An 18,551-nucleotide genomic window follows, 5' to 3' on the forward strand; every position below is an offset into this window, starting at 1 on the left:
CAATCCAATTAAGGAATTAAAAATGACTAATGAAGCAAAGTATATTGTTGCTCTTGATCAGGGAACCACCAGCTCCAGAGCCATTATCTTTGATAAAGCTGGTGCGATTGTTGATGTTTCTCAGCGTGAATTTACTCAACACTACCCTCAGCCAGGCTGGGTTGAGCATGATGCCATGGAAATCTGGGCCACCCAAAGCTCTGTTCTGACTGAAGTACTTGCCAAGTCAGGTATTCGCTCTGACGAAATCGCCGGTATTGGTATTACCAACCAACGTGAAACCGTTGTCGTATGGGATAAAACAACCGGTCGTCCCGTCCACAATGCTATTGTATGGCAGTGCCGCCGTACCACTGAAATCTGTGAACAGCTGAAGCGCGACGGTCTGGAGGACTATATTCGTGAAACCACGGGGCTGGTTCTGGACTCTTACTTCTCCGGCACCAAAATCAAGTGGATCCTGGACAATGTGGAAGGCGCACGCGCCAAGGCTGAAAAGGGCGAGCTACTCTTCGGTACTATTGATACATGGCTGATCTGGAACATGACCGGTGGTCGCGCCCACGTCACTGATGTGACCAACGCCTCACGCACCATGATTTTCGATATCAATAAACTGGACTGGGATGAGAAACTGCTTGATGCAATGCAGATTCCCCGCAGCATGCTCCCAGAAGTAAAATCCAGCTCTGAAATCTACGGTAAGACCAACATCGGCGGTAAAGGCGGAACCCGGATTCCTATCGCCGGTGTTGCGGGTGACCAGCAGGCTGCCCTGTTTGGCCAGATGTGTCATGACAAAGGTATGGCAAAAAACACCTATGGAACCGGCTGCTTCCTGCTGATGAACACCGGAGAAGAACCTGTTCAATCCCGGAGTGGCCTGCTGACTACCATTGCCTGCGGTATCGATGGCAAGGTGACCTACGCACTGGAAGGCTCTGTATTTATGGCGGGTGCCTCTGTTCAATGGCTACGGGATGAGCTGGGACTGGTGCGCGATGCTACGGATACAGAATATTTTGCCACCAAAGTAGAAGACACTGGTGGTGTCTATGTCGTGCCTGCTTTTGTTGGTCTGGGTGCTCCATACTGGGATCCCTACGCCCGCGGCTCCATTGTTGGTATGACCCGTGGCACCAACCGTAACCATATTGTTCGTGCTACCCTGGAATCCATTGCTTATCAGACCCGTGATCTTATCGAAGCCATGGAGCAGGATTCAGGCATTAAACTGTCTCAACTTCGGGTTGATGGCGGTGCCGTTAAAAACAACTTCCTGATGCAATTCCAGTCAGACATTCTGGCCTCTGACGTGGTTCGACCCAGGGTTATCGAAACCACAGCTGCTGGTGCGGCCTATCTTGCTGGTCTGGCGGTCGGTTTCTGGAACAGTATTGATGAACTGAAAGATCAGGTATCTGTGGATCGTGAGTACGAGCCAGCCATGAGCGAAGAACGTCGCTCTGAGCTCTACAAAGGCTGGAAAAAAGCAGTTGATCGTTCGCAAAAATGGGTTGAATGATTCTGTTTTAATAAAGCCTGCTGCTGGTAAAACAGCAGAAGGCTTTATTATTTGTCCCTGAATGGCGAGTCTGAAAAGAGAAATTCGCAACCAATCCTTTAGTAAGACATGGCGTGTCGTTCTCTCGATATCTGAAAGATCGACTCTCAGAAACCGGGTTAATTTCACAGCTGTCTGACATGATACGTCAAAAATCAGCTTAACGGGTGGGTAGTTCTGCCTACGGTTATTAAGTAATTACCTTTTTTGTTCGCAATTGATTTATATCATAACAATTTTTATACAAAACTTTATTATTCACACGACTCGAAAATAGTCGTGCGACATCTGATAAATAGTCAGAAAACCAAGTTTTTGCTTCCTGAATTTCTGCTTCGACCAACTCAATTTATTGTTTCAGGATGAACCTGGCAAACGCTTATAAAATGGTAAAAGTTTAGTGATGAAAACAAACGCAAAGGCTACAAGGTAAATGTTTACACCGTGAATAGCCTTGAACGTGCCAACCAGTTGTTTAACTGGGGGATTGATGGCAGGGCTTACGCATGAGAATAATCATTCTCATTTAGAAGCGCAAAGCAACAGTTCTGCCGTATCATGAGTTGATCATGGCTAACACATCAGTGCTAAAAAGCTGTAAAATACTCCAATTTTACGTCTGATGCCTATTAATCCTGAACCGCTAATCATGTTTCTCAACGAGTTAACCGACCCACGTAAGCGTCAGGGCTTACGCACCAGAAAAATCATTCTCATTTAGCCCTACAATGAACGACCTCAGTAGCTGAGCAAGGTATTTATTGCTTCACCCTGCCATTTTACGCTTTGTTTTGATACTCCTTTTAATGCTAATGTCGGCCTTCAAGAAATTCAGAGCAATGCGTCGCAATGTGGACAGATTTTCACCAGCGTGTTCATCTTTGGTCTGGCACGCGTCTTCATCAAAGGCGATATCCAACATCCAGTACAGATTATTCTTCACCTCCCAATGCTGTCGTGTTGCCCGGAGCATTTCTTTTACTGTGAAAACTTTCCTGGAAATATAGAGCTGTAATGCTGTCGTAGCTTTACTATCAATGGTTCAATCTGACTGAACGGCACCAAACTGATCCTGGCCTTACTGATGACTCTAGTGATTGCGGTGGCCATAAAAATTATCTCTTCAGGGATATCTGTGGGTAAAACCAGCCAGCCTGTGAGGATAAAGCTACAGAGCAACCTCTAAGTTGGAAACAAATAGTCGGCACATGAAGGATTGGACACTGCTGACGCTGCAAAACAGTTTGCAACGCTATCAGCACCCTTAGTGGACAAAGCATCCGTTTATTAGCAAAAGGTTTGCCGCGAGTCTGAAAACACCTGTCTGTTTACGGTAGGTCATGGGTATTTTCCCTGGCCCCCATGCTTTAGGTCCTGTGATTCCAACATGAAAACCCACACGTTATTTTAGTTCTGTAGACAACCGAATTAAAGAGTTGGCCATCGTCGTCCGGGTGACAGAGCCACCGTATCGCTTGAGGATATTCTCTTGCCTATACAAAGGCAATGCGTCGCAGTACTTGGAGACAATGATCCAGGCCAGTGTGCAAACAGAGAGTGAAGATTTGGGCAGTGGGTGTTTTGGCAGCTCTGCAACTTTAATGACCCGCTTCTCCTGTCCATGCTCATCGACTTCCGGAAAGACTGCTTTCTCTTGCAGAATTTCTTTTACCTGAACTTTGGCCGGTACGATATCAAGCTCTTCACGGACTTTGACAAAGAAGGTATTAATGGCTTCGGCTTTTTCTTCTTCGCTGAGTTCAGAGCGTTCCTGGACTCTGGGCAGAGACTCTGAAAATGGCTTGCGCCCTGTTTTCTTTTTGCGTGGTTTTGGAAGCTCTTGCTCTGGCTGATCTTCAGCTTCGTCTTCGTCTTGCTCACCGGTGCAGCCTTCCAGCTCCACCTCATTGAAAATGTCGTCCTGGCTGTTGTTTTTTTCAGTGCTTCTTCCGTACAGGCGGGATCGGGAGAGCCTCAGGTATTCTTCCAGTTGCGCAATGCGTTTTTTTTGAGAATCGATGATCTCTGACTTCTTTTGAATAATGTCGTCTTTTTCAAGAAGGGCATTTTCTTTTTCAAGAATGACACTTTCCTGGGAATGGATCGCCTTAAATAAGGCGACCATTTCAGGGTTAGTTTCAGCTTGATGAAAAGGCAAACTCAGTGCGGATTTCGGCTGAAAAATCAGAGTGTCGACGGTCGATTTCATGGTCGCTATTTTACCATAAAACCCTGAAAAACTCGACTAAAAACAACTCTCATAATGCCTTTTTTTATGGGGTTGCATGGCGTTGAGATCGTAGCCGTCCAGCAGCCAGTTTAATTGTTGCCCGGTTAATGTAACCAGCTCTTCGTCCGGTTTGGGCCAGTGGAATTTGTCCTCAGACAGGCTCTTGTAATAAAGCACAAAACCATTATCTTCCCAGTACAGGCACTTGATTTTATTACGCTGCCGATTGGTAAACGCATATAAATAGCCGTCAAAGGGGTTGTGCCCCAGCTCTTGTTCAACCAACACAGCAAGCCCACGAAATGACTTGCGAAAGTCAATCGGCTCCCGGTAGAGAAACACCTTTCTTTGCCATATTGGCCTCTCATATTGGGAGGCTAATCATTTCAAATGGTTTTTTGATTCTGAAGGGCGTGGGTTTATTTGGCGTTTACGAACTATTCAATATACCTCGAGATCATGGGAGAGATTAAGAACTTGCTCTCTGAAGAGTTAGGGCATGATGTCACATTACTGGACACACATTCGTTTACCTGGATACTTTGTGACACTCCCCGCCTTGTCAGGCGAGGCTTCTGATTTCACAGGCTACAGTCAGCCTCTAAAAGGACGGGGTTTTACGCTCATTCGATAAAGCAGCGATTCCCGCACTTAATACGACAATGTAAGTATTTTATTCAAATTCGTGCTCAGGAGTTAGCGGCCAGCAAAAACCCTGCACCCCAGGTACATTAACAAGTACTATTGTCCCCTGAAAACCTTGGCTACATTACTTTTCTATGAAGTGTTAATTTGAACCCTACCAGGCTTTATGCCATATATGAGCGCATCGAACAATTCATCCCAACCTTCGAGCATCCAGGACAGGAATACCCGTGTAATCACCTTCCATAGGTACGTTCGGACGCCCCTCGCTCGCTCCTTCAGCGCCTTTTTGAATTCCGGGCTGGCCATTTCCTGGATTTGATCAACCATGAAGGCCAGGAACGTCAGGTAAGCCAGGTTGGTTGCCAGGTGCTGCTTCCCGTGACCATAGTTGTGTTCAAGGCTGTAGCCTTGGTTTTTCAGGGTGTTAAACGTTTGGTTCTCGATGTGCCAGCGGCAACGACCTCCTCTCATGACAGCTTCAACGGTATCTTTGGTTAACTCAATATCTGTGACCCAGCACCAGGTGTGGCGTTTGCCTTCACTGTCTGTCTCCACGTAATCAAGGACATTGACATTTTGGGTCAACTTGGAGGCATTCAGCGGTACATCATTAGCGAAACGAAACCAGTGCCTGGTTCCTTGCTCTTCATCAATGATTTTATGATAACTGAGCTGTTCCTGGTCACACAGCGCATCCATCGCCTCGATAAGGGATTTGTGGTTGCCATCTTTAGCCACAATGATGAAGTGCCAGCCATAGCTCTTGATCAACTCAATAGTAGGATTGTCAGCAAAAAGCCCATCCAGGAGTATGACCAGTTTTAAATGAGGGTGCTCTCTCTTGACGTGCGCCAGGTAGCGCTTGATGGCATTCTGTTCGCAGTCATTCTTGTTGTCGCCGTCCTGTTGAACAATCGCCTCTGGGGCAAAGGGCATGACGACTTTTTGATCCGGGTGAACAATACAGCCGCCCAATAAGTTGTGGTAGTAAGCTTCATTGGGTTTCCCCTTGTTTTTTACACAACACTCTTGGCATCGGCATTTACCTGAGTAGAAGAGGCCGGTGCCATCAACCGGCATCAGGTACCAGTCTTTCAAGTCACCACACTGGTACTCGAAGGCTTTAAGAAGCTTGTTACGCTGAATCAGGGAGAATAACTTCTTGAAGGGCTTGCGAAACTGTGCAGGCTCAATGGGATCAAGCACTTCTCTCATGCGTGTATCACAGGGTACTTTCTGATCTTGGACGTGATACATAGTCGCCAGGTTATGAAGAATAACCGGGTCGGCACGGTCAGAGTCAAAGGTCAGAAGGGAATCGTACTTCTGATGCATCATGGCAAAAGCGGATTTTGCAAAGTTGGGAAAGGGAATCCCATTAGGGCAATGGTTAGGCCGGTGATCTGGAATCTCATCAAGGCACTTGCAAACCTGATCGATTAGGTTTGCTGCGTTAAGGTGTTTGCTGACTTTGGGCATGGCTGTGATCACAAAAGTACGACAGTGTTTTCATGCCTTCAATATAGAGCTAAAAAGTCTGCGAAGTGTTTTTTTTTGAGTGCGCTGGAGGCTATGCGGCTCAAAGGCTTAAAAAAACAGCGGGAATTGCTGTCGATAAAGGCTACATTAGTTTTGAAGATACAGGGAAAATTATTATTTCAAATAGATTATTAGGGAAAGATCAGCAAAATCTGGGGTTGCATGAGTCGATGAAACTCTCAAGAATCGAAGAAAGGCATAAGGAATATTTAAACTATCACCGAGAAAACATTTACGAAAGCTTTGGAGGTTGTTGACGACTCACATTGTCAACCAAACATATGCTGCTGTAGTAGTATGATTACCGAGGGAAACTGACGGGCTAATTTGCATTAGTGTAACTTCTTGAGCCGGGCTGGTCTTTATGGTGGTAGCTCCAAAAAGGAGCGGTCAACAAGGGACATCTTTGCTGATGTAGAGCTGAATACAGAAGGAGCTATCGACACCCTCTTCACCAAGGTCCGAAAAATCTGAATATCACTCCTGCCAAAACATACGTGTAATAAAAAAAACCACCTGACAACTTGATATTGCTCACTTTATAACCAATATTTCAATACACAACAAAACCAAGCAACAGGTTCTACGTTCATGAGCAGTATCACCAATATCAAAGAAGCATTAGCACAGGCCAAAAAAGACGAAAGCGTCGGCATCTCCATTGCCACTCTCTCATCAGGTCAAGATTTCTGTCTTTTTTGTACTGAGATACCAAAGGGCCATAAAGTCGGCTGTCGCTACCATATTGAAGGTGATGAAATCTATTCCATCCTCTCAGGAGAAGGCGTTATTTACACTGCCGCACCCGATAAAATAGAGGACGCTAACAGCATTAACTTCCGGCCAGTGGTTGCAGGAGATAATTTTACCATTCCAGCAGGTGTTGTTCACCAGCTGAAAGCCTCTTCAGATATGGTCTTACTGTTCATTTGCCCTCAATCACACCTGAATTCTGACCGGGTTATCGTGCCCAGCCTTACTACTTGAACTGACTATCGTGATGCTCTCAGTTATGAGCCCCGAAGGATCAATTGAAGACCCGGTGCAGGCTTGCTGGTCCATAGCGACCGTGGTAGCCAGTATGTTTCAGATCGGTACCAGAAGCTCCTGAAGGTTAATGACTTCACTTGCACCATGAGTCGCAAGGGTAACTGTTGGGACAACGCAGTAGCTGAAAGTTTCTTCCATACCCTGAAAACAGAGCTGATTCATCATGAAGATTTTCAGACGAGAGAGGAGGCACAGCAAGCAATTTTTGAGTATATCGAAGTGTTTTACAATCGCCAGAGAAAGCACTCAGCCAATGGCTACCTGGCACCGTTCAAGTATGAACAGAAACTTGCCGAGGCAGCGTAAAAAAGTGTCCGGAAAACTCTTACCATATCAGAGGACGCCAGTTCGGTTGAACCGTCAAAACAGAGTCGTGTGGCTTAACCAAGAAGAATCCCCTTCCTTTAGGAAGGGGAGCATTCAATCTTTTAATTTATTGAGTAGTTTCAGTTTCCGTAAATACGCCATCAAAGAGGGCAGTGGATAAATAACGTTCTCCTGAATCAGGCAATATCACAACAATATTTTTCCCTTTATTTTCAGGCCGAGAGGCAACTCTCAGAGCCGCTGCAACCGCAGCACCACTGGAAATACCCGCAAGAATGCCCTCTTCTTTCATTAACCGGTGGGCAACGTTCATAGCATCGTCATCCGAGATCTGTTCCACCTGGTCCACCAACCGCAGATCAAGATTGGCGGGAATAAAACCTGCCCCGATACCCTGTATTTTATGGGGCGAAGGCTTGATTTCACGGCCTGCCAGATACTGACTAATCACCGGTGATGCTTCCGGCTCTACTGCCACGGAAATAATGTTCTTTTTCTGAATCTCCTTGAGGTAACGGGACACCCCGGAAATAGTGCCGCCAGTTCCAACACCTGCCACAAAAATATCAACAGCCCCGTCCAAGTCATTCCAGATTTCCGGGCCCGTAGTCTCTTCATGAATTCTCGGATTAGCCGGGTTCTCAAATTGTTGCAGCAGCAAGAATTTATCGGGATTTTCTGCCGCTAATTCAGTGGCCTTGGCAATGGCACCGGGCATTCCTTTGGCTGCCTCCGTCAGAATCAGATGAGCGCCCAGGGCTTTAAGAACTTTGCGACGCTCAAGACTCATGGAAGCAGGCATGGTCAAAGTCAGAGGAATACCACGGGAAGCCGCAACAAAAGCCAGAGCTATGCCAGTATTGCCACTGGTAGGCTCCACCAGTTCAACACCAGGCTTCAGCTTGCCAGAACTCTCGGCATCCCAGATCATGCTGGCACCAATTCGGCACTTCACGCTGCTTGCAGGATTACGTGATTCAGTTTTGACAAAAATATTATGTTCTGGTGCCAGACGGTTCAGTTTAATCAGAGGCGTCTGACCAATGGCTTGTGAATTGTCACTATAAACCCGGGGCATTCCAGTATCCCTCCTCAAGATGGTCTGCCCTACTTTATCGTGGATGAATATAGAGTAAAGTAATTAAAAATTATAAAAATATACTATTTTTAAATATCAAATATTGGCGACATGACTCACGTGGTCAACACCAAAGCCACGGAGCCCAGGATCGCAAAAACACCTAACAAGGTCATATCTCTGGCGCACGATCCTGTCATGCAGGGCCTGGTGGTATTGCTAGTGGTAGGAATAGGAGTACTGGAATTGGAGGGTGGATTCACGGTCTGGCAGACTTCTGAGCCAAAGAAGAACTGACCTTCAAGGTTAACCAGCCCGGCGCAGGCGGTATTGGTGGAATAATGTGTCGCCGTCCAGGTGTTTGTAATTTGGATACGGGTCTCTTGAACTTGCATAGCAATATTTGAACCTGCATCCTTTGAACCTGCATTGTTTTCGCACCTTTCTGCAACTTCTGCAAAAGATACCGGAATGGCTTTTAAGCTGAACTCCTGCTGGATTTGCCACCATGTATTGGCGGCTTGCAGGTGGTTACAGGCCAGAGCCAACCCAACCCGTCCACCGACTGTTATAGCAGTTGCTGACACCCGGATCTGATTACCCGCCAGATTAAAAACAGGCGGTTTTACATGAGTATCGGTATGACCTAAAAGCGCGAACCCCCCTTTGCGAAAAGCGGCGCGACCTGTGTTGCCATAATTGGCAATATCAACCGTGTTTTTGTTGATGTTTATACCGGTTCCGGATCCCAGTTTATAGGCACCCGCTTCGGCCATTTTCCCCCGAAATATGTTTCCGGTAACCGCTAATGCCCCTTCCTGATTCCGGATAGCAGGCAGGTTAATAGCAATGCCTTGCTCGGGAATAAATGCTCTGCCAGATTGTTTGAAGCTTGTACCTATGAGCGTGTTTTTGGCGAACAGCAGTCCCGGGCCCGGACGACTGACCGATGCATCGAGAGGCTTTTTACAATCAAGGGTAAGGGTGGCCCGGGCAGGAAGATGAAAGACGTTATCTTCTATCACCAGTCTCCGGTTGTAGCACCCTGCGAAAACAATGGTGTCAATGGAGGGATGGCTGTTCACCCGAGTGGGCTGGAAGGTAAGGTGTTTTATGTGACTTGCTTTTGTTTCGACAAACTGGAAGTTGTCAGTGCTTCCCACCCGGATCAGATGTTTGCCTGCAAATTCTGGCCGATCTCTGAGCACGATTTCAAGGCCGTCATCCGCCGCCCCAAGAATGTCCTGACCGTTTTTCAAATGTATTTCGCTACCAACAAAGTATTCAACCGGGGTTTTGCCAGAGAAAGCCGAAACGGAAGGCGTCCTTACTGCCGGGGCCGCCGTGTTGGAGGAGAGCAGTATAACGGCATTTTCAGGAGCCTGATTGATCAACTGATCGACATTTTCTGCCGGGTCGGCGTTGAGAATAATGCACTGTCGTCCTCGAACAAGGTGTTTATACTGGTCCAGGCGTTGCTGAACCCCTGTCGTCTGGCCTGAAAGAGCGTCGCAGGACGTGGTCGGAGTGGGTGTTGGGGAATAAGGGTTTTTGGTGGTAGTTGATTGATCCGTGGTTTGAGCCTGAAGGCTCAGCGCCGGTAACAGGAATACAGGGGCGATTAGCCGGGTTAAAGCATGTTTCAATGTAATCATTTTTATGACTTCCAGGAATTGTAGATATGGAAGCCTAGACCCTGTATTCAGGCTTATCCATGTGGGGCACTATTAACTTGACACTTTTTTTGCAAACCTTGGGTAAGTCTGTGACCAATGTGAGAACGAGGGACAGGCAGTTTTAGCGTTTTTGTCGATTATTCCAACCACTGCCTCAGCACATTCACCGCAACCGGAGCAAAGGCTTCCAATTTGCCATTCTCTGGTTCAGACAATTCTTCTACTACCATTTCGATCAGATCGTTATCGTCCAAACCTTCAGACGGATCAACGCCATTGATAAATAACAACGAATGTACCAGCTGCTTTCTTTTTTCTATCAGGCTGCGATTATTCTGCTCCCTGTCACCAAGGTTCAGAACTTTGATCGCCTCCACAGCCCGATCCGATTTACCTGTAACCCGCCCGCTCAACTTGAACTCAAACTCGGTTTCGCACTCGGGCATAAAGGGAGTCAAAGGCAACAGCTGTGACTTATGAGAATCATCGTTTTTCCTCAACTGGATACCCCGCGGGGAGGAATGTTGACTTGCTCGTTAGAGCAAGCTGTAACCATAACCATCCACAGACTGAATTTTCTGACAGTTTCTCCATGAAATTCCTTGGATGGTGTCACTTTCAGTCTTGATGTTGAATGAGCCTGTCGTTCTCACTGAAACCCGTCCTGTATACGTTCCTTGTCGTTTACCGGCTGGAACGATAGCCTTGACGATATCACCAGTCTGGAAGCCTTTTACTTGTTTGGAGTCTTTAGCCTTTGTACGGGGAAATCCGTACTTGTCCACTCTACACATTTGTCGTGAGCCTCTACCCATAGCTTTAATGATTAAGGGTTTTGTGCTCTCTGCTATGTATACACTGGCTCCAGACTCTCCTACACAGGCGGCATCTATCCAGTGCTCTTTCTTGTATCCTTGTTGAGTGCGGTTGAACTTCGTTCTACCGCCAGTAGCAAAGTTGGTAGGAAGACCGATAGCCTGAACACGTCTGGCGGTTTCGTTTCTTGTGGCATTGACAGCAGCAGCATCTTTCAGACAATTGACCTTCTTTCCTTTCAGGATGCTGGTCACATTTCTGACTCTTGCTGCATCCAGCTTGTTCTTGTTCTTTTTCTTTGAAATAGATTCAAGCCACTGTTTAGGGTGGATAGCTCCTTTCTCTTCATTGCATGTACGACATGCAATGTACAAATTGCCGATCCGGTTTGAGCCTCCCAGGGCTCTGGATATGAAATGTTCGATGTTGAGGATTGGGTCGTTACTCACTCCCTTACAGTAAGAACACTTGTGTCCATCTCGATACAGCAGATATTGTCTCAACTCCGTACCAAACAACGTACCACGTTGATACTCGACTCCTGAAATGTCTGGATTCTCCATAAGTTGCATATCGAACTTAACACGCTCAACAGCTACATCACTGATGGGTGCTTTGAGACAGAATCTCTTTGCCCAAGTCTCGGTGTTGAAGACTCGACTCATAAGGCTAGGCGGTAGCCAGCCTTCGGGCCTTGTTCGATTCATGAAACGGGCTTTTCTATAGCGGGTTTTCCGGTTTCTTCTGGCTCGACGTGTTGTACGCCGAGACTCAAGAGAATCCTTAACCCTCTGCCCTCTATGCTGGAGTTCAGCGGCAAAGACGACTTTCTTTCCACGATCACAGTCAGCAACAACGGCTATGCCTGTTGTTTTGCTTCCAACGTCGAATTTGAGTTCCAGTGGCTGAACATCTCCACCTTCTCTCTCTTTCAGGATGATCGTGAAAGGATAGCGTCTGAAGACAGCAGCTTTACCTTTGTTTAACAGCTTTCTTGCCCTTGCCGGATGGCAAGGCATAAGAGGCTTTTTGTTTTTGTCAAATACGAACACTCGGTTCATACGTCGTTGTCCTTATATTTGGTGCTTACGCACCGAACTAGGCTTTCGCCAGTAAAGTTCACCTCGACAATGTTAATGGACGGTTTCTTGATAGCAGCACTGTGATTAACCCTCAATACACTGTTTAACCACTATCCTTAGAGCGTGGGACTGGTGAAGCATCCCACGGTAACTATACATTCGTCCTTAACGGAGCAACCTTGCGGTTGCTGAGTCTGGTCACTTCTAACCCCAAATTGGGAGCTTTCTCAAGCCCCGTCCTTCAGGGCGGGGTTCAGTGACTCAGCTGAATATTGATTTCACTGTTCCGGATATCGGTATCCATAATATCCAGCAGAACCGTGTTGGCATCTTCACCATACAATGGCTTCAGCTTTTTTAACTCATCAGCATCAATCAGATAGGTCAGCACATTTTTACTGTCACTGATCACCAGTGGTGAATGAGTCGTCAAAACAAACTGGCAGTTAGGGAATGTCACTGTCAGCTGATTAATCAGACTACGCTGCCACTGTGGATGAAGATGCATATCCACTTCATCAATCAGAACAATGCCATCGCCTTCTAATGGATTTTCCAGTGCCGGGTTCATCACCGCCAGTCGTCGGGCAATATCACCAATCAACGCCATCAATGATTTTTCACCCTGAGATAACTGGGCAACATTGAACGTCTCACCGTTTTTGTCGATGGACATATGCAGTCTTGGTTTGCGTCTTACCCGCAGGTTGGAAAACTCTGGCATAAATTTGTAGATAGCCGAGCGGACAGCGGTCAGTTGTCGATCTTTTGATGAAGCCTTTAGCTCATTCAATCGCTTCCAGGTATCTGCATCTTCTTTAAGAACTTCTCGCAGCTGCTCCAGAATATCATCCGAAAATCCGGACTCATTTTCGCTGTCTTCACGCTCACGAAACCATTCAAAAAAGCGCCTGAAGTCAACGCCCTGACTCAGAGATTTGTCATAACCGTCAAGCTGCAAAAAAGCAGCAATTCCCGCTGTTTTTTTAAGCCTTTGAGCCGCATAGCCTCCAGCGCACTCAAAAAAAAACACTTCGCAGACTTTTTAGCTCTATATTGAAGGCATGAAAACACTGTCGTACTTTTGTGATCACAGCCATGCCCAAAGTCAGCAAACACCTTAACGCAGCAAACCTAATCGATCAGGTTTGCAAGTGCCTTGATGAGATTCCAGATCACCGGCCTAACCATTGCCCTAATGGGATTCCCTTTCCCAACTTTGCAAAATCCGCTTTTGCCATGATGCATCAGAAGTACGATTCCCTTCTGACCTTTGACTCTGACCGTGCCGACCCGGTTATTCTTCATAACCTGGCGACTATGTATCACGTCCAAGATCAGAAAGTACCCTGTGATACACGCATGAGAGAAGTGCTTGATCCCATTGAGCCTGCACAGTTTCGCAAGCCCTTCAAGAAGTTATTCTCCCTGATTCAGCGTAACAAGCTTCTTAAAGCCTTCGAGTACCAGTGTGGTGACTTGAAAGACTGGTACCTGATGCCGGTTGATGGCACCGGCCTCTTCTACTCAGGTAAATGCCGATGCCAAGAGTGTTGTGTAAAAAACAAGGGAAACCCAATGAAGCTTACTACCACAACTTATTGGGCGGCTGTATTGTTCACCCGGATCAAAAAGTCGTCATGCCCTTTGCCCCAGAGGCGATTGTTCAACAGGACGGCGACAACAAGAATGACTGCGAACAGAATGCCATCAAGCGCTACCTGGCGCACGTCAAGAGAGAGCACCCTCATTTAAAACTGGTCATACTCCTGGATGGGCTTTTTGCTGACAATCCTACTATTGAGTTGATCAAGAGCTATGGCTGGCACTTCATCATTGTGGCTAAAGATGGCAACCACAAATCCCTTATCGAGGCGATGGATGCGCTGTGTGACCAGGAACAGCTCAGTTATCATAAAATCATTGATGAAGAGCAAGGAACCAGGCACTGGTTTCGTTTCGCTAATGATGTACCGCTGAATGCCTCCAAGTTGACCCAAAATGTCAATGTCCTTGATTACGTGGAGACAGACAGTGAAGGCAAACGCCACACCTGGTGCTGGGTCACAGATATTGAGTTAACCAAAGATACCGTTGAAGCTGTCATGAGAGGAGGTCGTTGCCGCTGGCACATCGAGAACCAAACGTTTAACACCCTGAAAAACCAAGGCTACAGCCTTGAACACAACTATGGTCACGGGAAGCAGCACCTGGCAACCAACCTGGCTTACCTGACGTTCCTGGCCTTCATGGTTGATCAAATCCAGGAAATGGCCAGCCCGGAATTCAAAAAGGCGCTGAAGGAGCGAGCGAGGGGCGTCCGAACGTACCTATGGAAGGTGATTACACGGGTATTCCTGTCCTGGATGCTCGAAGGTTGGGATGAATTGTTCGATGCGCTCATATATGGCATAAGGGAACTGGCGATCAAAATCATACCGGAGTATGGTAGGCAGCAAGCTTAAACTCCTATGTCATTGATTGCTATGTCTACCTCTGTTGCTATTCCTCAAGAAGCCAAAGACGTCATTAAGTTTGCAGCCAAACAACTCACTGGCATGAAAAAAAGAATCTTCATGGCTGAGGTGTCGAAAAAGCTCTGCTACGAGAGTCCCCGCTTAACGGAGTCAGAGTTTGGTTGGAGCAGAAAGTCCGTAGAACTCGGTATCAATGAGCTACGGACAGGGTTCGAGTGCTTTGGCCATTATGAAGTATGTGGCAAGCGCCGTTCAGAAATTAACCTACCACAATTAGAACAAGACATCCGTAGTCTGGTTGAACCGGAAAGCCAGGCAGACCCACAGATGAAGAACACATTAGCCTATACTCGCATTACAGCTAAAGCGGTTCATCGAAAGCTCATTGAAGAAAAAGGCTGGGCGGAAGATCAGGTTCCCAAAGTGCGAACCATTAATGATATTCTCAATCGCCTGGGCTATAAACTGCGTCGGGTACAAAAAACCAAACCCCAAAAAAGTCCGGAAACCGATGCCATTTTTGAAAACGTCCACCGAATAAACGAAGAAGCTAAAAACAACAAAAAAGCGTTGCGAGTCAGCATAGACTGCAAAGCAACAGTTAATCTTGGCGACTTTTCCAGAGGGGGTAAATCTCGTGGGAAGGCTCCTGTTAAAGCACTTGATCATGACATGGCTACGAAGAGTAAACTGATTCCTTTTGGCATTCTCAATCTTGAAAACGACCAACTCCATATTTTCTACGGCAATTCGAACAAAACCAGTGATTTTGTCTGCGATGCGTTCGAGTGGTGGTGGGATCTGGTGAAAGAAGAAAATCCGGAGGTAGAGGAGATTGTTATTTTTGCCGATAATGGTCCGGAAAATAATAGTCACCGCACTCAGTACCTCTCAAGGCTGGTGCGTTTCAGTCAAAGCAAAGGCCTGAAAATTCATGGGGTGTACTATCCTCCCTATCACAGCAAATACAACCCCATCGAACGTAGGTGGTCTTCGCTGGAAAATCATTGGAGTGGGACGTTATTGAATACAGTGAGCACTGTATTGAAATGGACGGAAACTATGACATGGAAAGCGATGAGTCCTGTGGTTAATCTGCTGGACAAGTTTTATCCCAAGGGAGTGAGACTTGGAAAATCAGAAATGACTGATATAAATCCATACATTATCAGGAATCCGAAACTACCAAAGTGGGATATGACTGTCGTTCCTGAATCGGTAGTTTCTTAACCGCCACTTCCCTAAAGCCTGGTAGGGTTCAAATTAACACTTCATAGAAAAGTAATGTAGCCAAGGTTTTCAGGGGACAATAGTACTTGTTAATGTACCTGGGGTGCAGGGTTTTTGCTGGCCGCTAACTCCTGAGCACGAATTTGAATAAAATACTTACATTGTCGTATTAAGTGCGGGAATCGCTGCTGCCCGCACTCTTATCGCTTTGAATACGGGAAACCAGCCAGCTCAGGGAAGTTGCCAGGGAACGCAGGATTGAAGTTTTACCTGTACCATTGTTCCCCACAAAAACAGTCACATTAGTGTTCAGGTTCTCCAGCGGAGCCAACGGAATTTCCAACTCAGAAAAACGCCCGACATTACGTAATGTCAGTTTTTTAACCTCCATTAACCCTCTCCATCCTCTGTACCGTTTTTTTAAACATTAACCCCGCGTTTGCCAGTCAGCAACTGTTGCAAAACTATCGGATATTGTGGCATGAAGGCATTATTTTTCAACGATTTGATCGAAATGCTGGCGCAAACCCGTTCCTTTAAGTTTTTCATGGACTCTGGAACGGAGTTGGTTGGCAAAGGAATTCCTGTGCTGACTAAAGGACGTGGAGCGAAATGTAAGCCGGGAAAGGGCAAGCCCTCTTCCGCAGCTCGCAGTGAAACGTCAAAAAAGAAAAGAACGGTAACTACTCCGGTAGCTTGCTTAGTATTGGAAGCTCGCTCCTTTAGGGGCGAGTAGTTCACGCAGTAGGACATTACTGCATCATAGCTACTGGCTGCTGTTCAGATATGAAGTTGGCGCACACATTTGCGTACTTTTGCCTTTCGAGCCTTGTAGTGACCGGGAGCATGAATCTGATCATTTTCCGAACTGGGATGCCTCTCGTGCTCTACCAACTACCAACACCCTCTTCAGCCTGGAAACGAGTCACTGCAAAAGTCGAGATAAAGCAACCTGATAAACTTCGTTTTTATCTCTCTTGCCAATAGCAAGAACTCTCACAGTAATGGTTTTTTCTGACACAGAATAAATTAGCCTGTAACCCAATTGTCTGAGCTTGATCTTATACATGTTTGGAGCTCCTGATACCTGCGCAGAAGGCACATGTGGATCGACCAATCTTCTTTCCAGAACTTTCTTGAACTGATCCCTTACCGCTGGATTAAGTTTTTTCCATTCCTTCAGCGCTGATTTTTTAAATTCAAGCTCATAACTCATCAAGCGAAACCTTTACAGATTCTTCATTTTCCCTTTGTTTGACAATTTCTAATAATTCCAAATCCTCAATGAGTTCCATCATAGCTTCATAAGCTTTGGCAGGAACACAGTAAAAGGCTGGTTCGTTTCTGTTCAGTACCGCGACAGGTAATCCCTCACCACTAGCAACAACTTTCATAGGATTTGCCTTCAATTCAGAAATGCTCGCAGCAGTATCAGTTAATATTTGGCTAGCCATTGTGCGTCCTCCTATCTCACTATCTCAAGAAGACCTAATAATAGGTCTACTAAAAAGTCCTGTAAAGCAAGAGAAGTTTGACTCACTCTAACAAAGACCGAATCACAGCATAGACTAGGGATTGCACTATGACCACGTGGAGTCTCTTCCAACATGAAAAGAACCTTGATTCAATCTTGCCAAAAAGCGCCTTTTAAGACCTTTGAATGCTCCCCTTCCTGAAGGAAGGGGATTCTTCTTGGTTAAGCCACAAGACTCTGTTTGGACGGTTCAACCAAACCTGCGTCCTCGGACGCCCAAACTGATTCAAGGGTAGTACCAAGCAAAGTAGGCTCATTCAAAGCCACTACTACGGGCGACTTGCGTAGCAAGGTCGGTCGTAGATACTTTACGTTTCCGGTAGGCAGAATCGAACCAGGAACTATACGTCCATTGTGGAAGTATTTGTTCAGGATGTTGCAGGCTCCGACTTCGTCTCTCGCTGCAACATAACCGCAACCCTGACACTTATAGTTGCGCCCACTTGGCTTATGCCTGTGACCGCACTTAGGGCATGTTTGAGTGGTGTAAGATTCGTTGATCTTAACCACATCAACCCCTCTCAGCTTGCCTTTGTAGGTCAGGTACTCAACCAATCGACCTAGCGGATTCCCGCTGTTCTCCTGGTTGCTGCGTCTTGATCCCTTTTTCTGCTTACGCTTGTTACGTGCTATTTCTGTCACATCCCCAACAACCAATGTTCCGGCTTGCCGTTCAACGGCAAAGTCGATGATCTTGTTTGCGGTATGATGCAGCAAGTTGTGAACTTGCCTGTGGTATCGTGCCAGATATCTGGCCTTTTCTGCCTTGAGTTTCCGTCTTCGACGGGAACCCTGCTCGCATTTATCTATTAGACGAGTGTAGCCAGCTATTTTCTTGTTCTTGCCTTGCGGCAATTGATCCAGTGGAATTTTGATGGACAAGCCTTTCACTCCACGACCATTGGACAGATTCAGCCTATTCCCCTTGCGGCGAATGGCTGACTGCTTCCAAGTCACCGTCTGGAATTTCTTCTTGCACTTCCAAGGGTAACGGGCTTTCTTATCTCCCTTCTCCCTTTTGGTTTGAGTTGAATCTATAGAGTCGTACAACTTCTCGACGAGCTTCTGTATGGTCTGCGAATGCAGGGCATACTTGCCTTTGATGTGAGCCTTCATTTTAGACTCGGTAGGCCACTTCCAGTGGCGTTTACGGATATATCGGTGCAAACGAACTATGTCATTCCACAGGCGAGCCGCTTCCAGACGGACTTGCGTCTGTCCGTCTGTTGGCTTGCCTATGTTGATTTGAATGACACGATTTTTTTTCACGCGATTTCCCTTTTTCTCCATATATTTATAC

The 18,551-nt window shown here is 46.5% G+C and carries 19 protein-coding genes and 1 pseudogene; 8 read left to right on the forward strand and 12 right to left on the reverse strand.

The window, feature by feature from the left end; translation table 11 throughout:
• The first annotated feature begins 22 nt into the window (after positions 1-22).
• Positions 23-1,525 (forward strand): glycerol kinase GlpK, encoded by a 1,503-nt coding sequence (gene glpK, locus K7B67_RS10310; RefSeq protein WP_252180249.1) that lies wholly within the window; start codon positions 23-25, stop codon positions 1,523-1,525.
• A gap of 1,441 nt (positions 1,526-2,966) precedes the next feature.
• Here glpK and K7B67_RS10315 read toward each other — a convergent pair.
• From K7B67_RS10315 to K7B67_RS10325, 3 genes are all read right to left on the reverse strand, one after another.
• Positions 2,967-3,773, reverse strand: a complete 807-nt coding sequence (locus tag K7B67_RS10315) for a transposase (RefSeq protein WP_252180250.1) — start codon at positions 3,771-3,773, stop codon at positions 2,967-2,969.
• A gap of 36 nt (positions 3,774-3,809) precedes the next feature.
• The gene (gene tnpB, locus K7B67_RS10320) at positions 3,810-4,136 is read right to left on the reverse strand and encodes an IS66 family insertion sequence element accessory protein TnpB (protein WP_252180251.1); all 327 of its coding nucleotides are present in this window, start codon (positions 4,134-4,136) and stop codon (positions 3,810-3,812) included.
• A 435-nt stretch (positions 4,137-4,571) separates the two neighbouring features.
• Positions 4,572-5,921, reverse strand: a complete 1,350-nt coding sequence (locus tag K7B67_RS10325; protein ID WP_252178095.1) for a transposase — start codon at positions 5,919-5,921, stop codon at positions 4,572-4,574.
• A gap of 65 nt (positions 5,922-5,986) precedes the next feature.
• On the opposite strand from K7B67_RS10325, the gene K7B67_RS10330 reads away from it, so the two are divergent.
• The 3 genes and pseudogenes from K7B67_RS10330 to K7B67_RS10340 form a co-directional block, all read left to right on the forward strand.
• Positions 5,987-6,238, forward strand: a complete 252-nt coding sequence (locus K7B67_RS10330) for a hypothetical protein (protein ID WP_252180252.1) — start codon at positions 5,987-5,989, stop codon at positions 6,236-6,238.
• Between the two features lie 334 nt (positions 6,239-6,572).
• The gene (locus tag K7B67_RS10335; RefSeq protein WP_252180253.1) at positions 6,573-6,968 is read left to right on the forward strand and encodes a cupin domain-containing protein; all 396 of its coding nucleotides are present in this window, start codon (positions 6,573-6,575) and stop codon (positions 6,966-6,968) included.
• 48 nt (positions 6,969-7,016) lie between these two features.
• Positions 7,017-7,337, forward strand: a pseudogene (locus K7B67_RS10340) (IS3 family transposase); the annotation flags it as partial.
• A gap of 127 nt (positions 7,338-7,464) precedes the next feature.
• On the opposite strand, the gene cysK reads toward K7B67_RS10340, so the two are convergent.
• From cysK to K7B67_RS10365, 5 genes are all read right to left on the reverse strand, one after another.
• Positions 7,465-8,436 (reverse strand): cysteine synthase A, encoded by a 972-nt coding sequence (gene cysK / locus K7B67_RS10345; protein ID WP_252180254.1) that lies wholly within the window; start codon positions 8,434-8,436, stop codon positions 7,465-7,467.
• Positions 8,437-8,552: 116 nt separating this feature from the next.
• On the reverse strand, positions 8,553-10,091 hold the full coding sequence (locus tag K7B67_RS10350; protein ID WP_252180255.1) for a hypothetical protein: 1,539 nt from the start codon (positions 10,089-10,091) through the stop codon (positions 8,553-8,555).
• Between the two features lie 158 nt (positions 10,092-10,249).
• The gene (locus K7B67_RS10355; protein ID WP_252180256.1) at positions 10,250-10,612 is read right to left on the reverse strand and encodes a hypothetical protein; all 363 of its coding nucleotides are present in this window, start codon (positions 10,610-10,612) and stop codon (positions 10,250-10,252) included.
• 36 nt (positions 10,613-10,648) lie between these two features.
• A complete protein-coding gene (gene iscB, locus K7B67_RS10360; RefSeq protein WP_252180257.1) occupies positions 10,649-11,989 on the reverse strand; it encodes an RNA-guided endonuclease IscB in 1,341 nt (446 codons plus the stop codon).
• A 274-nt stretch (positions 11,990-12,263) separates the two neighbouring features.
• Positions 12,264-12,971 (reverse strand): AAA family ATPase, encoded by a 708-nt coding sequence (locus tag K7B67_RS10365; protein ID WP_252180258.1) that lies wholly within the window; start codon positions 12,969-12,971, stop codon positions 12,264-12,266.
• A gap of 137 nt (positions 12,972-13,108) precedes the next feature.
• On the opposite strand from K7B67_RS10365, the gene K7B67_RS10370 reads away from it, so the two are divergent.
• From K7B67_RS10370 to K7B67_RS10380, 3 genes are read left to right on the forward strand one after another with little or no spacing between them, the layout of a single operon-like run.
• Positions 13,109-13,765, forward strand: a complete 657-nt coding sequence (locus K7B67_RS10370; protein ID WP_252177782.1) for a hypothetical protein — start codon at positions 13,109-13,111, stop codon at positions 13,763-13,765.
• Entirely contained in the window at positions 13,651-14,475 is an 825-nt protein-coding gene (locus K7B67_RS10375; protein ID WP_252180259.1) for a transposase, read from the forward strand. Before K7B67_RS10370 ends, K7B67_RS10375 begins: the two co-directional genes overlap by 115 nt.
• A gap of 6 nt (positions 14,476-14,481) precedes the next feature.
• On the forward strand, positions 14,482-15,717 hold the full coding sequence (locus K7B67_RS10380) for an ISAzo13 family transposase (protein ID WP_252180260.1): 1,236 nt from the start codon (positions 14,482-14,484) through the stop codon (positions 15,715-15,717).
• A gap of 169 nt (positions 15,718-15,886) precedes the next feature.
• On the opposite strand, the gene K7B67_RS10385 is transcribed toward K7B67_RS10380, so the two are convergent.
• The gene (locus K7B67_RS10385) at positions 15,887-16,108 is read right to left on the reverse strand and encodes an ATP-binding protein (RefSeq protein ID WP_252180261.1); all 222 of its coding nucleotides are present in this window, start codon (positions 16,106-16,108) and stop codon (positions 15,887-15,889) included.
• A 90-nt stretch (positions 16,109-16,198) separates the two neighbouring features.
• Here K7B67_RS10385 and K7B67_RS10390 point away from each other — a divergent pair, with 90 nt between their 5' ends.
• Positions 16,199-16,453: a hypothetical protein gene (locus K7B67_RS10390; protein WP_252180262.1), complete on the forward strand. Its 255-nt coding sequence runs from the start codon at positions 16,199-16,201 to the stop codon at positions 16,451-16,453.
• A 189-nt stretch (positions 16,454-16,642) separates the two neighbouring features.
• Here K7B67_RS10390 and K7B67_RS10395 read toward each other — a convergent pair whose 3' ends face one another.
• From K7B67_RS10395 to K7B67_RS10405, 3 genes are all read right to left on the reverse strand, one after another.
• Positions 16,643-16,933 carry a type II toxin-antitoxin system RelE/ParE family toxin gene (locus K7B67_RS10395; protein ID WP_252180263.1) on the reverse strand — a complete coding sequence of 97 codons (291 nt, stop codon included), beginning with the start codon at positions 16,931-16,933 and terminating at the stop codon, positions 16,643-16,645.
• On the reverse strand, positions 16,923-17,171 hold the full coding sequence (locus tag K7B67_RS10400) for a type II toxin-antitoxin system Phd/YefM family antitoxin (RefSeq protein ID WP_252180264.1): 249 nt from the start codon (positions 17,169-17,171) through the stop codon (positions 16,923-16,925). The genes K7B67_RS10395 and K7B67_RS10400 overlap by 11 nt, the downstream gene beginning before the upstream one ends.
• Before the next feature lie 242 nt (positions 17,172-17,413).
• Complete coding sequence (locus K7B67_RS10405) at positions 17,414-18,520, reverse strand: RNA-guided endonuclease TnpB family protein (RefSeq protein WP_252180265.1); 1,107 nt, start codon at positions 18,518-18,520, stop codon at positions 17,414-17,416.
• Between the last annotated feature and the right edge of the window lie 31 nt (positions 18,521-18,551).

The sequence above is a fragment of the Endozoicomonas sp. 4G genome (assembly GCF_023822025.1).
Classification (GTDB): Bacteria; Pseudomonadota; Gammaproteobacteria; order Pseudomonadales; family Endozoicomonadaceae; genus Endozoicomonas_A.

Coding starts and splice junctions, on each gene's coding strand:
- K7B67_RS10400 (WP_252180264.1), bottom strand. CDS start 17,171: ATGGCTAGCCAAATATTAACTGATACTGCTGCGAGCATTTCTGAATTG.
- cysK (WP_252180254.1), bottom strand. CDS start 8,436: ATGCCCCGGGTTTATAGTGACAATTCACAAGCCATTGGTCAGACGCCT.
- K7B67_RS10325 (WP_252178095.1), bottom strand. CDS start 5,921: ATGCCCAAAGTCAGCAAACACCTTAACGCAGCAAACCTAATCGATCAG.
- K7B67_RS10395 (WP_252180263.1), bottom strand. CDS start 16,933: ATGAGTTATGAGCTTGAATTTAAAAAATCAGCGCTGAAGGAATGGAAA.
- K7B67_RS10380 (WP_252180260.1), top strand. CDS start 14,482: ATGTCATTGATTGCTATGTCTACCTCTGTTGCTATTCCTCAAGAAGCC.
- K7B67_RS10375 (WP_252180259.1), top strand. CDS start 13,651: ATGCCCTTTGCCCCAGAGGCGATTGTTCAACAGGACGGCGACAACAAG.
- K7B67_RS10390 (WP_252180262.1), top strand. CDS start 16,199: ATGAAGGCATTATTTTTCAACGATTTGATCGAAATGCTGGCGCAAACC.
- K7B67_RS10315 (WP_252180250.1), bottom strand. CDS start 3,773: ATGAAATCGACCGTCGACACTCTGATTTTTCAGCCGAAATCCGCACTG.
- K7B67_RS10350 (WP_252180255.1), bottom strand. CDS start 10,091: ATGATTACATTGAAACATGCTTTAACCCGGCTAATCGCCCCTGTATTC.
- K7B67_RS10370 (WP_252177782.1), top strand. CDS start 13,109: ATGCCCAAAGTCAGCAAACACCTTAACGCAGCAAACCTAATCGATCAG.
- iscB (WP_252180257.1), bottom strand. CDS start 11,989: ATGAACCGAGTGTTCGTATTTGACAAAAACAAAAAGCCTCTTATGCCT.
- K7B67_RS10385 (WP_252180261.1), bottom strand. CDS start 16,108: ATGGAGGTTAAAAAACTGACATTACGTAATGTCGGGCGTTTTTCTGAG.
- glpK (WP_252180249.1), top strand. CDS start 23: ATGACTAATGAAGCAAAGTATATTGTTGCTCTTGATCAGGGAACCACC.
- K7B67_RS10335 (WP_252180253.1), top strand. CDS start 6,573: ATGAGCAGTATCACCAATATCAAAGAAGCATTAGCACAGGCCAAAAAA.